The following is a 14,756-nucleotide window of genomic DNA, read 5'->3' on the forward strand; positions in this document are numbered from 1 at the left end:
TTAATCTTGCTGAGTGTTAATTGATGACAACCCCACCAATCAAATCACAACACAACACATTGACAATTGCACACAAAAAAGAGGCATGTGAAAATCTAATCACAGCTCTCATTTTATAAAAGCCAGCTTGTTTAGCCATCAAGCCAACTGTACCGTGCGCGCATCATTTGTAAGCAAGACTGTCAAATTGTGAAATTAAACAGAAGTCAGCTAGGTTTTACCTTAATTGAATTGGTCGTCGTCATTATCATTTTGGGGATATTAAGTGTCATAGCTGCACCCAAGCTCCTGTCACTCTCCAGTGAAGCTCAGACTGCTAGCTTGAAAGCTATCGCAGCCTCTATCGAATCGATGAATAAAATAGTACACAGTAAGACTCAACTAGATGGCATTGATGATAGAAATGACTGTGATGGCATCTGTAACAACAACCCCAACTGGGATAGTAATATAGGTTACTTTTTTATTGAGGTTTCAGGCTCGCGCCTGTATGTAACCAATGGCTATCCAAAAGCAACTGGCACCTCAAACTCAAATACGATAGTAGAAGATAATTATAAAACAGTCATGGGGCTGTCTGACAATGATTTCGTGTTCGGGACTGACTCAAATGGCTCTTTTGCCATCGTGCCTAAGAAATATGAAAGTAAACTAGTACAAATACGCAATGGAGAGTTTCAATGCCATATTCAATACCATGTTCAAGGCGGAACCCCTAGCAGTTATGTCCGCACCTTTTACCGACAACTGCTAATTTTTTAAAATAAATTCAGCAGCCGCATTCAAACTAGGATCATTAGGGTCTGAGATATTCGTCACCCAGACAATTTCGCCTGCACGATTGATATACACAGTAGTGGGCGTTCCTGGGACGCCATAGCGCTTTGCCGCCTCCTCTCCTTTAACTAAGGTTGGAAAGTCTATTCCTCGCTTTTTAAGCGTTTCACCGGGCATCGCGCCTTCATCTTCATTGAAGCTAATACCTAACACTTGCAGATCAGTATCTTCATAGGTGTCAGCGATACTGTCCAGACCCGGTTGGAGCTTCTTACAGTAAGGGCACCAAGTGGCCCAAAAGTGCAGGATAAGTGGCTTGCCATTATATTCAGCTAAGCTGTGCATCTTTCCTTGAGGGTCGGCTAAGGTAAAGTCAGGCGCCATGTTTAACACTTCCGCCGCTAGGCTTGTTCCACTCAATAAAATCAACAGTAATACACTTTTCAACAGTTTCATCATTCTTTTCCTATCGATCAGATACCCAAACTACCTGAGAATGCTCGTTTCAGAGGCGTTGCGCGAGTTCAATTCTAGACGCATTGACTTAGGAATGGTGATTCCCTTTTAAGTTAATGCAACAACGAAGTGGGCTTGCGCAAAGCCTTCTGCGATGGGTTTTAATGCTCTTTATTCTGCGTTATTGGTTTTGCTAAGGGAACAACCATTAGCTACAAACAATGCCTTGCTTAAAGTGCATTAAATTCCCACTGAATCCTGCATTTCCAAGCAGCTTGGGTATATTTAATTGCTTCATATTAAAAATAGACCGAATAACTTGAATTTATTATTCAATTTTTACGGTCTAAGATAATTAATAGTAAAAATAAACAGCAACACAGAAGTAAACAAAAGGAGCTCCCCATGAGATTCAGTATCAGAGGAGACCAGCCCATCACCGTTTTTCAAATCACGGCTGTCTTTAGTATGATTTTCGCCCTGATAGGCTTTAGTTATAATGTTTGGCGCATGGAGATCACCGAATACAACAGCAATATGCGCTCAGCTAGTTTCGAGCTCCTACTACAACTTTCAGAGCTTGAAGGGATTATTTATGCCGCTCACTATGATCAAAATATCGTTGAAGGCAACCCTAGAAAAGGTTGGATAAAAGTCAACTTGATTGCCGATTTAAGCATGATAGCCGAGCCTGAAGTATCTAAATCAGCTAATGCACTTAAAATGGAGTGGCAAGAGAACTGGCAAACACTCAACAGATCCGAAACAAGTGCCATGAATATGGTGGGGGCGATTGATAACACACGTGATGAGGTGAGACACTTACTGTCTAAATTGAATTAGTTTTGTTTGATTCTAAATAGAAAAGCACCAAGATGTATTAATGCTCAGTGCTCCTCTAAATTCGAAACTAATGTTCACGCCTTAGGCTAGTCCCACAAGAATTCGCGGAAATGTTTACGGCAAACTGACTCATAGCTCTCGTTACCACCAATCGCGACCTGCTCACCTTCACGCATAGGCTTACCTTCGCCATCGAGACGAACCACCATATTTGCTTTTCGGCCACAATGGCAGATGGTTTTAAGCTCGACAAGTTTATCCGACCAAGCTAAAAGGTATTGGCTACCGGTAAAGAGCTCACCCTGAAAATCGGTTTTAAGGCCATAACAGAGCACTGGGATATCTAAAATATCCACCACATAGGTTAACTGTTTAACCTGTTCCTTACTAAGAAACTGTGCTTCATCAATCAATATGCAATGCATGCGCTGTTCTTTATGAACGTCACCAATCATGGTCGCTAGATTATCTGCACTACCAAATACTTGTGCATCGGTTTCGATACCAATTCTTGATGCGACTTTACCCACTCCATATCTGTCATCGATGGATGCCGTCATCACTAAGGTATTCATACCGCGTTCGCGATAGTTATAAGAGGACTGCAATAAAGAGGTCGATTTACCCGCATTCATGGCTGAGTAGTAAAAATAAAGTTGCGCCAAACCTGTATTCCTTAATTAAATAATGCCCACTAGTTTATCACTATACTCACCATTCATCGAATCCAATTTATAAGGCTTACATCCTTGATTGCATAAACAGAATAACCTGACTATTTATGTGGTAATTCAGTTAACTTTAAGGAATCATTGATAATTTAGTTATACAATAATAATTAAAGGTAGTTACATAAGCATGCAAAAAACATTACTAGCCGCAGCGATAAGTGCAACATTACTGCTTGTCGGTTGTTCAGGTACTGATACATTAAACGAAAATACCACCAGTATGGTCCAAGTTCAGAACCCGCTATTTGTGTCTAGCACACTCCAATATCAAGCACCTGACTTTAATCTTATTCGCGATGAGCATTTTAAACCGGCATTACTACAAGGGATCGTTGAGCATTATCAGCAAATTTTAACGATAGCCAATAACCCAACAGCCGCTACATTTGATAATACAATCGTCGCGATGGAAAAGAGTGGTGAACTGCTCGATCGAACCTCAACAATCTTCTACAACTTAGCCAGTTCCAACAGCAATCCCACGCTAAGGGCACTTCAAGGTGAGATGGCACCTAAGATGGCGGCTCACTCAGATAATATCAATCTAAACCCAGCGCTGTTTAAACGAATAGAAACCATTTATAACACCCGTGCTAAGCTTTCTCTATCACCTGAAGCAAACCGCTTAGTTGAGAAATACCATCAGCGCTTTATCATGGCGGGTGCAAAATTAAATGACAGCGAAAAAAAAGCAATACGCGCCCTCAACGAAGAGCAATCAACACTAACAAATGAGTTTGCTCAGCGCTTAATGAGACTAAGCAAAGAGATTGCCCTTATTGTAGAAGACAAGAGCAAACTGGCTGGCCTATCACAAAATGCGATACGTTCAGCGGCATCCGATGCCAAAGCCAATGGTCATGAAGGCAAGTACCAACTCAACATCACCAATACCACTCGTCAGCCAGTACTCACCCAACTCGATAATCGCGAGTTGCGTCAACAAGTATGGGAAGCCTCTTCAAACAGAGGATTAAGCGGTGAGAATGAAACCGCATCTCTGGTGTCGCGTCTGGCACAACTCAGAGCCGAACGAGCCAAACTGCTTGGCTACAAAAGCTGGTCCGATTATCGCTTAACGCCACAAATGGCCAAAACGCCACAAGCTGTCTATCAGATGTTTGGCTCTATGGTTCCAGCCGTTATAGCTAACACCCAGAAAGAAGCTGATGATATCCAAGCTATGATCAACAAAACCGGTGGTAATTTTGAACTCGCGCCCTGGGATTGGGCTTATTATGCCGAGCTGGTTCGTAAAGATAAGTATGACTTAGATGAAGCCTCGATTAAGCCCTATTTTGAATTTAATCGTGTACTCGAAGACGGGGTATTCTATACCCTTGAGAAGCTTTACGGCGTGACGTTAACACTCCGCCCAGATCTACCTGTGTACCATGAAGATGTCAAAGCCTATGAGATGTTCGACAGTGATGGCACTAGCATGGCTATCTTCTACTCAGATCACTTCGCACGCGAAGGCAAACGCGGCGGTGCTTGGATGAGCTCCTTTGTCACTCAATCTACGCTATTAAACAATAAGCCAGTTGTAGTCAACGTGATGAACATCAAAAAGGCACCAGATGGCAAGCCTACCTTTGTTAGCTATGATGAAGTAACCACCATGTTCCATGAGATGGGTCATGGTACCCATGGCATGTTCTCTACCGTCACCTACCCTAGTCTCTCTGGAACCGCGGTCTCAAGGGATTTTGTTGAATTTCCATCGACATTTGAAGAAGATTGGGCTGCTCACCCTCAAGTACTTGAAAATTATGCTAAGCATTATGAAACTGGTGAAGCAATACCAAAAGCACTGCTAGATAAGCTACTAAAATCACGCAGCTTTAACCAAGGCTTCGACACTCTGGAATATATGTCTGCCGCCCTACTCGACTTAGAGTGGCACTCTCTTAAAGCGGATATGCCACTGCAAGATGTTGCTACATTTGAGGCGGCTGCACTTAAGAAACACGGAGTGGACTTACCGGCAGTGCCACCTCGTTATAGATCTACCTATTTTGCTCACGCATTCCCTGGTGGATACTCGTCAAGCTATTATGCCTACATGTGGAGTGAGATCTTAGCAGCCGATGCCTATGCTTACGTGCAGACCCAAGGTGGGCTAAATCGCGAAATAGGCATGAAATATCGTAAAGCGATCCGAGAGGTAGGTAACAGTGTTGATCCTATGGATGCCTACAAGGCGTTCAGAGGTCAAGAGCCGACCACCGAAGCACTGCTTAAGCGCCGTGGTTTACAGACTAACTAATCTATTACATCAGACACAAAATAAATATATCCATGACCTCCATGGTCTTAAGCGTTCCATACGCTTCAAAGACATTTCCCATATCCCTATGGGTCAGTGGAGGAAATGTCTTAAAGATGTCGGGAACATCTAAGACCCATGGAAATAAGCATAAGTGTTCTGACCTCCAGGGATGGAGGAAATGCCAATAAATGTCAGGAACATTTGTGGCCGGACACAAAAAAGCCGCTCATCGAGCGGCTTTCTTTTTTACGACTTAATCTGAAGTGATACTAATCTGTATTCGATTATACCGCTCTGCGATTAACCTTAATCTTAAGCGCTATAACAGTGAGTACGAGCAACACGCTACAGGTAACAAAACCAGCAAGTACTGACTCAGTAAACCCAAGAACGGTATAACCCACAAGGCTTATCACAGCCACAATCAAAGCATAAGGCAGCTGGGTCATTACATGGTCCATATGATGACAGTTAGCACCAGTTGACGACAGGATAGTGGTGTCTGAGATAGGTGAACAATGGTCGCCAAATACCGCTCCAGCAAGTACAGATGCGAGCATAGGCAGCATCATGCTAGAGTGAGTGCCCATGGCCATATCGGCAGCAATAGGTAACATAATACCAAAGGTTCCCCAGCTTGTGCCTGTCGAGAAAGCCGTAAAACCAGCAAGCACAAACAGGACAGCAGGAAGCAGCGCAAACGGAATGTTGCCAGTTGCCAGGCTCGCCATATACTTACCTGTTTCCATATGACCAATCACACCCGCAATCGTCCAAGCGAATAGCAGAATATAGATGGCGGGTAACATAGAGCGCGCACCAGTGATGATGCCTTTGATGATGTATGACTTCTCTAATCCTTGGCTAATGACCAGAATTATGGTTGATACCAGACCAATCGCAGCACCAAAAAAGAGAGAGGAAGCCACATCGGTATTTTCAAAAGCACCGATAAGTGAAAACTCAGCACCTTTAGCAGCTAAGGCATCACTGCCACTAGACACCATAAAGTAGAAGGTCGCGGCAACTAGTACAGATATAGGCAGAAACAAGCCTAAAATCTTGCCATTATCCGCTTCCGGTAGATCTGAGTTCGCGCCAGGTGGTAGACCTTTAGACTCATCATACAGATGGCCTTTTTGTGCATTAAGTTCTTGTTGACGCATAGGGCCAATATCGAGACCCATAAAGGCAACACAAAACAGTAATAACAGAGCGAAGATAGCGTAGAAGTTCATCGGGATCATCTGAATAAACACACTCAGATGACCTGAATCGGTAAAACCATGGGCCGTTAAAATACCGCCAATCAAAGCGATAATATAAGCGCCCCAACTTGAAACGGGAGAGATCACACAGATAGGCGCCGCTGTTGAATCGAGCAGATAAGCCAATTTACAGCGAGAGATATAGTATCTGTCAGTCAGTGGTCTGGCGACACTACCAACGACCAAACTATTGAAGTAGTCATCAATAAAAACAACACAACCCAAGAACATGGTCAGCAACTTAGCATCACGCTTATTGCGGATCTTAGTTCTGGCCCAATCGGCAAACGCCTTGGCTGCGCCACTCACTGTAATAAGTGCTGTGATCATCCCCAGTAATACTAGAAAGCCTAATAGATACAGATTCCAGCTATTGAGACTTCCATCATCCCAAAAAAGACCTGTCACTTGTTTGGCTAGGTATTGTCCGGTATCGACGGCAGAAAAATCGGTGATCAGTACCGCCCCTAATATTATTCCAACACCTAAAGAGAGCAAAACGCGACGAGTCACAATTGCCAGCAAGATTGCAACCACAGGGGGCAGCAATGAAAGAGCCGAATCGGCGTAACTTAAAGTTGTCATTTATATATTTTCTTCGTTTAAGTACGAATGGAGGCCGACTGAACTGGTGGGATATTAACAATATATTCAAATAAATACTTGAATATATAGAGATCGGATACACCTGTCCTATCAGTAGCGCTCCATAGTAATACCATATGTTAAAAGGTATAAAATCTTCTTATCTTTAAGATAAGAAATACTATGACAGTGCTGCACCTATTCGATGGCAGCCCCAGCAGTAAGCCGTGATGTGCATTACTACTTCGGCATCAAATCCTTTCATGATAGATAAGCGGAATCACCCTGACTATCACTACTGATATTTAATGCACCTCTACTTCTCAGGACGTAATTTGAAGTGCCTTCAAATTACGTGAAGGTTATAAAAACATAAGCGGCTTTGGAGATTCTACCCCAAAGCCGCTTATTGTGACCAATATCACACTAATTTAATGAAAATTAAAACTAACGCTACCTTAATTTTACACCAAACAAACAATTGACGATGATTTAAACTAACTCAATTAGCTGAGGCACAGCCTCAAACAGATCAGCTTCCAAACCATAATCGGCGATCTGGAAAATTGGTGCTTCAGGATCTTTGTTAATCGCTACGATGACCTTTGAATCTTTCATTCCAGCCAAATGCTGAATAGCCCCAGAGATACCCACGGCGATATAGAGATCTGGCGCAACTATCTTACCGGTTTGACCAACCTGCAGATCATTGGGCACAAATCCGGCATCCACAGCGGCACGAGATGCACCTAAAGCACCACCTAGCTTATCAGCAAGCTGTTCGAGAATAGCGAAGTTCTCACCACTGCCGAGCCCACGACCACCCGAAACCACAATAGAAGCGGCGCCAAGTTCAGGACGCTCTGATTTAGTCAGACTTTGAGAGATAAACTGTGACAATGAATCTGCGACTTTCTCAATAGAAATCACAGTGGCAGCGCCATCGTTACCGACCGCATCAAATGCACTGGTACGAACCGTCATCACTTTCTTATCATCTAAACTCTGCACTGTAGCCAAAGCATTGCCCGCGTAGATTGGACGAACAAAGGTATCTGCGCTCACGACTTCAATCACTTCAGACAGCTGTGCAACATCTAATAGTGCCGATACTCTCGGTAATGTGTCTTTTCCTTGGCTAGAAGCCGCGGCAAGAATGTGCTCATAACCAGAAGCGATATCGATAATAAGTTCAGACAAGTTATCTGCTAAATGGTTAACATAGGCGGCATTATCTGCCACCAACACCTGCCTAACACCTGAAAGTTTCTGTGCGGCCTCAACCACAACACTGCAATCATGACCCGCGACTAAGATATCGACGTCACCACCAATCGCCTGAGCACAGGCAACCACTTTAGCTGTGTCCAGTTTTAAACTGGTATTATCATGTTCTGCTAATACTAAAATTGCCATTAGATCACCTTCGCTTCATTTTTCAACTTTTCAACCAGCTCTGCCACCGAAGCAACCATCACACCAGCCTGACGCTCAGACGGAGGTGATACTTTCACAATGTTTTGATGAGATTTCAAGCTAACGCCTAAATCTTCAATTGTCATCGTCTCAAGCGGCTTGCGTTTGGCCTTCATAATATTCGGAAGTTTGGCATAACGCGGCTCGTTCAAACGCAAATCAACGCTCACCACGGCTGGAAGAGGCATAGTGACAATCTGTGAGCCGCCATCTATCTCACGGGTAACCGATAAAGTATCCCCTTCAACGGTAACGACAGACGCAAATGTTGCCTGGGGCATCTTAGCCAGCGCCGCAAGCATCTGACCAGTTTGATTGTTATCACCGTCAATAGATTGCTTACCGAGTAAAATAAGTTGAGCCTGCTCTTTTTTCTGCACGCTATGAAGTAACTTAGCAATAGAGAGAGGAACGAGCTCTTCATCAGTTTCAATATGGATGCCTCGATCGGCACCAAGTGCCATCGCAGTTCGTAGCTGCTCTTGCGACGCTTTAGGCCCGACTGTAACCACAACCACTTCAGTCGCGATCCCAGCTTCTTTTAAACGAACCGCTTCTTCTACTGCGATCTCACAAAAAGGGTTAATCGCCATCTTCAAGTTTGCGGTATCAACACCAGTATTATCAGCGTTTACTCTGACTTTTACATTAGCATCGACGACGCGCTTAACAGGCACCAATACTTTCATAGGGCTTCCTTCTTACGTCATTTTTTTGCGAAGTTGTTATAGGTTATCACCTATAACTAAGTAGGTTTACTTTACGTGCTGTTAACGTTAACGTCAACATAGTTTCAAACGACCGTTTGTATTTTTTAAGATACGAGCATTATTAGTTACATTTTTGTTCATCTTAATAATAAAAAATACATATTTATGGCATATATCTGTATATTGACTGATTAAAATCAAATATTATTTGATCCTTGTTGTATAAATTCCTATTATTAGCTATCAAATAAATATTTTTATCTCACTTCTATTAATTGGACCGATATTATTATGAATGATTTTCTTGAAATACTAACTCATGGCCGTCGTTTTAAAGCAGCTGTCAAAGAACTATCTGTTGAAGACTTAAATGAATTAGCCGCTAAACTTGAAAAAATTATCACGGAAAGAGCATCTCAAGCTGAAGCTGAGAATGCAGCAATGGCAGAGCGTAATGCTCAAATTGATGAGATCCGTAAACAAATGGAAGCTGTTGGCTTATCAATTGATGATTTAGGTTCTACTGCTGTTAAAGCTGCACCTAAGAAACGCGCACCACGTCCAGCTAAATATACCATTGTTGATGTTAATGGCGAGACTGTTACTTGGACTGGTCAAGGCCGTATGCCAACTGTATTTAAGAATGAGCTTGATAAAGGTCGTGACATGGATGCTTTCCTAATCTAAGCCTTTATGATCAAAAATTAATAAAAACCGGCTAAGGCCGGTTTTTTTGTAGCTAGACGTTATAAAAATCCAACATAAATGAAAAATTTATTATTTGATGTTCACATAAAAACTAAGATAATCTCTATCAATGTCTTAATCAAATATTTTACCCTCAAAATGCATAACAATATAAAATCAATAACAATAATTGCTGCATTCACTTTAGCTTACACTAGCGATACAATAGCAAACGACCAACTAACTGATAATACACCAAAAATAACAGCTTTAACCCATGCAACCTTGATGGTAGAGCCGGGGGTTCGCCTTGAAGATTCGACACTTTTAATCAAGAAAAATAAGATTGTTGGGATTGTCAAAAATAACAATATTCCTAAACACGCCTATGTTATCAATTTAAATGGTTACACTATCTATCCAGGTTTCATCGACCCATTTACAAACTACGCGATCGATTTTGAATACCCTAAAACAGAAGTTAAACCTCCAGTTTATGAAATAAAACGAATAGGCGGTAATGCTAAAAACGGAGCGATTCATGCCGAAAAAGAGTGGTTTAACTTTGTATACCCCAATAAAGATAGAGCACTTGACTGGATCCAGAACGGTTTTACCAGCGTACAATCAAGCAATTTAGATGGCATATTTCGTGGACGTGGAGTGACATTATCTCTGGCGGATAAACACGCAAATCAAATTATATATCCTGCTAAATCGAATCATTTTATGGCATTTAACAAGGGCAGTTCACCACAGGATTATCCAGGCTCTCTGATGGGGAGTATGGCCCTTATTCGTCAAACCTTATCCGATGCAAATTGGTATAATGAAAATAAAACTAAATCTTTTTCTAAACATCAAAACCTCATTGTCGAGTTTAATACTGCTTTAGCAGGATTGGGTTACATCAAAAATGAAACTATTATTTTTGATTCTCGTAACTTAAACAACCAACTCAGAGCTGCACACATGTTAAATGAGCATAACCTTACAGCTCATTTGCTTGGAAATGGTAAAGAGTATATCCGTATAAATGAATTAAAAGCGTTTCCATTTAGCTTAATTTTGCCACTAAACTTTCCCGAATCACCCAAAGTTAGCGACAATGACAACGAAAGAGAGATAAGTTTAGCTAGCATGCGTCACTGGGAACGAGCTCCAAGTAACCTTAAAACCGTCTCGGATGCAGAGATCCCCTTCGCCATAACTCAATATGGAATTAACGCCGAGTTGTTTTGGCCAAGACTTAAGCAAGCTATCCACTCTGGGCTGAGTGAAACAGCTGCATTAGCGGCCCTCACCACAGATGCCGCAGAAATGGCAGGTATTAGTGAAATAAGTGGCCGCTTAAAAGCTGGCTTTATGGCCGATCTTGTTATTACTAAAGGCAACATATTTCAAGATGGTGAGATCCACAGCGTGTGGCTGCAAGGAGATGAAAAGCAACTCATTGACCGTAATACCTACTTATTGGATCACATCTTTCAACTGCAAGTCGGTGATCTGACACTGGATCTTGAACTTGATAGAACAGATAAAGATAAATTAACCGGTTTTCTCTCGAGTGGTGAGCAGCAAATTACTCTGCATAATCTTAACTATCATGATCACAGATTAACCTTCAATGCCAAACTGGATTCGGCAGGGTTTGAAGGGATAAATCGTTTTACCTTATGGTTTGATGAGCAAGGTATACATGGCCGTATGCTGGATAAACACAATGTTGTCACCTCAGTAGCAGGCCTTATCACAGAGCAAGTTATCCCCAAACCAGTCCTAGAGCCTAAACAGGCAAGAGGATATGTCTCAACATTAACCCAACCTAATGTGGCCTACGGAAGGGAAACTGCGCTCAAACCTGAAAAGTTACATATCAGCAATGCCACTATCTGGACCTCGGACAAGCAGGGAATAATTGAACACAGTGATCTGCTCATCTCTCAAGGACAAATTGAGCGTATAGGTCAACAACTATCCACCCCTTCCGGCTACCAATTTATTGATGCGACCGGCAAACATGTCACTGCTGGCATCATTGATGAGCACTCCCATATTGCCATCAATGGCGGTACTAACGAAGGCACTGATGCCATCACTTCAGAAGTACGAATTGGTGACGTCATCAACCCAGACGATATCGCAATTTACCGTGCCCTTGCTGGCGGTGTCACTACAGCCCAACTCCTACACGGCAGTGCCAACCCCATAGGCGGGCAGGCACAAATCATTCAGATGAAATGGGGGGAGAATGCGACAAAACTAAAATACACTCAAGCTCCAGCTAGTATCAAATTTGCGTTAGGTGAGAACGTCAAACAGAGCAATTGGGGCGACAATTTTACCCAACGTTTCCCTCAAAGTAGAATGGGGGTAAAATCCCTCTTCACCGAGGCCTTTAATGAAGCCCGAGCTTATCAGGATGCACTCGATAATTATCAAAAGCTCAGAGGAAGTGAAAAACGCCGCCGAGTAGCACCACAACCAAATTACCGTTTAGACGCCATTGTCGAAGTCCTAGAGCAAGAGCGCGAAGTGCATATTCACTCTTATGTGCAATCAGAGATTTTAATGTTCCTACGACTAGCCGAAGCATACAAGTTTAAAGTTGGCACCTTCACCCACATCCTCGAAGGTTATAAAGTCGCTGATGAGATAGCTGCTCACGGAGCGTCGGCATCAACGTTTTCAGATTGGTGGGCCTATAAGTTTGAGGTCTATGATGCTATTCCACAAAATACCTGCCTGATGCAAAATAGCGGCATATTAACCAGCATCAATTCCGATGACTATGAGATGCAAAGACGTCTGAATCAAGAAGCGGCAAAATCTATCATGTATTGTGACATGTCACCTGAAAACGCTTGGAACATGATCACCATCAACCCGGCAATTCAATTGGGTATAGATCAAGCGTTAGGATCTATCACGAAAGGAAAACAAGCCGATATCGTACTCTGGGATCACTCACCCTTGTCTGTTTATGCCAAAGTAGAATCCACTTGGATTGAAGGCAAACGATATTTTGATCGCAGCGTCGACAAACAGATGCAACGACAAGTCAGTGAAGAAAGAGCGGCATTGATTCAAAAAATCTTAATCAGCCAAAACAGCGAAAACCCACTGCCACCCGGGAAGGTAGTTGAAGAGATCTGGGAGCCTAAATGGCACTGTGACACCCAGTATGATGTATGGCAACACGCTCGTCAGGGAGGAGAGAGATTATGAAGAAGTTAACTCTATCTACCGTGATCCCTTTAGCGAACCTAGCCATACTTATGCACCTATCGGTATTTCCAAGCGCTGTATTAGCCCATGATATGGTGCCAGCCCCCGCTCAAACCACCGAGATCCTGTTTAAAAATGCCACCTTACATACCGTTATCGACGGAGTGAAACACAATACCGATCTGTTAATTCAAGATGGCGTTATTAAAGCCATAGGCACAAATTTAACCGTACCTGATGCTGTTATTGTCGATGTCAGTAACAAGCATATTTATCCAGGCTTAATTGCGCTCGACACCAGTATAGGATTAATCGAAGTTGAGATGATGCGACCCAGTAATGACAGTTACGAAATAGGGTTAAGCAACCCGCAACTCGAAGCGATTAACGCCTTTAATCCAGATTCAGAAATTATCCCCACCGTAAGAGTTAATGGTATTACTCACGCTCAAGTTGTCCCCCAAGGTGAACGTTTAGCCGGTCAATCGGCACTTGTGTCACTCGACAGCTGGACTGTAGAGGAAGCCATTGTACCGTCGACATTGGCTTTTCACCTCTATTGGCCAAGTCAGGGTGCTCTACCCGAAGATGAAGAGAAGCGTAAAACTAAACGAGAAAAATACCAGAGCAGCTTAAATCAGATAGATCGCACCTTCTCTGACGGCTATCGTTACTTTCTAGCCAGTAATGCCAACAAAGTGACCACACAGGATATTCGCTGGCAAGCATTGCTGCCATTATATCAGGGCCAAGGGCAGCTTTTTGTTCACGCCAATGGACAGAAGCAGATAGAGGAAGCAGTATCACTAGCTAAACAGTACCAATTTAAGCTCGTGATCGTCGGCGGCTATGATGCTTGGCGCCTTGGCGAACTGCTCAATGAGATAGACGCTAAGGTTATCTATACCAAAACCCTAAGTCTTCCCATGAGAAATGACGAGCCCATAGATCTGAGTTTTAAGATCCCAGCTCTGCTCAAACAAGCTCAAATTCCCTTTGCACTCGGCTTCTCCTCGGATTGGAACAGCAGAAATTTACCTTTAGCGGCAGGACAAACGATCGCTTATGGATTGAGTAAAGAGGAGGCTTTGAAAAGCATCACCCTAGATGCAGCTAAGATAATTGGTGTTGATAAGATGGGCGCGATTGCACTAGGTTATGCGGCTAACTTAGTGATCTCAGTTGGTGACATATTAGACCCCATGATGACAAAAATAGAACACGTTTATATCGATGGCAGAGCCGTGGATCTAAATAATCGACAACAACAGCTTTATCAAAAGTACCTAAAGCGATAGAATCCCAAAAACATGTGATAACAGGCCTAAATCATGAAAAAAATGTTAATCCCAGCTCTGCTTATACTCGTTAGTGGATGTGCTGGCGAGTACCAATTTAGCAGTAATCTCAATGGTGAAGCGATCGATGACTACTTCAAAGCATCTGATGTCATTGTCTATGAAAATAGTCAACCTAACGGCAAGTTTGAACGTAAAGGTCTCGTTGAAGGTGAATCTTGTCAGCTAGCAACAAATGATGCACCAGCAAGCATCGCAGAAGCACGCACCATGGCCAGACGTTCGGCTGCAGACAAAGGCGCTAATGGACTAATCATTAAGACCTGCTTCATCGCAGCTGAGAAAACACAGCAATGCATTAGCAGTGCTATCTGCGTCGGACAAGCCATTAAAATGGCCGATACCACCACACACTGATCCAGATT

At 42.9% G+C, this 14,756-nt stretch carries 12 protein-coding genes and 1 riboswitch; of the genes, 7 read left to right on the forward strand and 5 right to left on the reverse strand.

Features of this window, described 5'->3' with window-relative positions; all coding sequences use genetic code 11:
• Window positions 1-189: 189 nt before the first annotated feature.
• The gene (locus HWQ47_RS18050; protein ID WP_269967450.1) at window positions 190-762 is read left to right on the forward strand and encodes a type II secretion system protein; all 573 of its coding nucleotides are present in this window, start codon (window positions 190-192) and stop codon (window positions 760-762) included.
• Here HWQ47_RS18050 and HWQ47_RS18055 read toward each other — a convergent pair.
• A complete protein-coding gene (locus HWQ47_RS18055; protein WP_269967451.1) occupies window positions 751-1,236 on the reverse strand; it encodes a peroxiredoxin family protein in 486 nt (161 codons plus the stop codon). The genes HWQ47_RS18050 and HWQ47_RS18055 overlap by 12 nt on opposite strands.
• 402 nt (window positions 1,237-1,638) lie before the next feature.
• Between HWQ47_RS18055 and HWQ47_RS18060 the strand changes: the two genes are divergently transcribed.
• On the forward strand, window positions 1,639-2,076 hold the full coding sequence (locus HWQ47_RS18060) for a hypothetical protein (protein ID WP_269967452.1): 438 nt from the start codon (window positions 1,639-1,641) through the stop codon (window positions 2,074-2,076).
• An 86-nt stretch (window positions 2,077-2,162) separates the two neighbouring features.
• On the opposite strand, the gene HWQ47_RS18065 is transcribed toward HWQ47_RS18060, so the two are convergent.
• The gene (locus HWQ47_RS18065) at window positions 2,163-2,741 is read right to left on the reverse strand and encodes a thymidine kinase (protein ID WP_269967453.1); all 579 of its coding nucleotides are present in this window, start codon (window positions 2,739-2,741) and stop codon (window positions 2,163-2,165) included.
• A 193-nt stretch (window positions 2,742-2,934) separates the two neighbouring features.
• Between HWQ47_RS18065 and HWQ47_RS18070 the strand changes: the two genes are divergently transcribed.
• Window positions 2,935-5,076 (forward strand): M3 family metallopeptidase, encoded by a 2,142-nt coding sequence (locus HWQ47_RS18070; protein WP_269967454.1) that lies wholly within the window; start codon window positions 2,935-2,937, stop codon window positions 5,074-5,076.
• A 287-nt stretch (window positions 5,077-5,363) separates the two neighbouring features.
• Here the strand turns inward: HWQ47_RS18070 and HWQ47_RS18075 are convergent, their stop codons facing one another.
• The 3 genes from HWQ47_RS18075 to HWQ47_RS18085 form a co-directional block, all read right to left on the reverse strand.
• Window positions 5,364-6,932, reverse strand: coding sequence for a Na+/H+ antiporter NhaC family protein (locus HWQ47_RS18075; protein ID WP_269967455.1), 1,569 nt, complete (start codon window positions 6,930-6,932; stop codon window positions 5,364-5,366).
• Between the two features lie 107 nt (window positions 6,933-7,039).
• A riboswitch (Lysine riboswitch) is annotated at window positions 7,040-7,259 on the reverse strand.
• A 165-nt stretch (window positions 7,260-7,424) separates the two neighbouring features.
• Window positions 7,425-8,348, reverse strand: a complete 924-nt coding sequence (locus tag HWQ47_RS18080; RefSeq protein ID WP_269967456.1) for an electron transfer flavoprotein subunit alpha/FixB family protein — start codon at window positions 8,346-8,348, stop codon at window positions 7,425-7,427.
• A complete protein-coding gene (locus HWQ47_RS18085; RefSeq protein ID WP_269967457.1) occupies window positions 8,348-9,097 on the reverse strand; it encodes an electron transfer flavoprotein subunit beta/FixA family protein in 750 nt (249 codons plus the stop codon). Before HWQ47_RS18085 ends, HWQ47_RS18080 begins: the two co-directional genes overlap by 1 nt.
• Window positions 9,098-9,409: 312 nt before the next feature.
• Here HWQ47_RS18085 and HWQ47_RS18090 point away from each other — a divergent pair, with 312 nt between their 5' ends.
• The 4 genes from HWQ47_RS18090 to rcsF all read left to right on the forward strand — a co-directional run bounded on the left by HWQ47_RS18090 (window position 9,410) and on the right by rcsF (window position 14,748).
• Window positions 9,410-9,805, forward strand: a complete 396-nt coding sequence (locus tag HWQ47_RS18090) for an H-NS histone family protein (RefSeq protein WP_269967458.1) — start codon at window positions 9,410-9,412, stop codon at window positions 9,803-9,805.
• Window positions 9,806-9,964: 159 nt separating this feature from the next.
• Window positions 9,965-13,033: an amidohydrolase family protein gene (locus HWQ47_RS18095; RefSeq protein WP_269971782.1), complete on the forward strand. Its 3,069-nt coding sequence runs from the start codon at window positions 9,965-9,967 to the stop codon at window positions 13,031-13,033.
• Window positions 13,030-14,331: an amidohydrolase family protein gene (locus tag HWQ47_RS18100; protein WP_269967459.1), complete on the forward strand. Its 1,302-nt coding sequence runs from the start codon at window positions 13,030-13,032 to the stop codon at window positions 14,329-14,331. The genes HWQ47_RS18095 and HWQ47_RS18100 overlap by 4 nt, the downstream gene beginning before the upstream one ends.
• Window positions 14,332-14,364: 33 nt before the next feature.
• Window positions 14,365-14,748 (forward strand): Rcs stress response system protein RcsF, encoded by a 384-nt coding sequence (rcsF, locus tag HWQ47_RS18105; RefSeq protein ID WP_269967460.1) that lies wholly within the window; start codon window positions 14,365-14,367, stop codon window positions 14,746-14,748.
• Window positions 14,749-14,756 lie beyond the last annotated feature (8 nt).

The organism is Shewanella sp. MTB7, from assembly GCF_027571385.1.
In the GTDB taxonomy this organism is placed as follows: domain Bacteria; phylum Pseudomonadota; class Gammaproteobacteria; order Enterobacterales; family Shewanellaceae; genus Shewanella.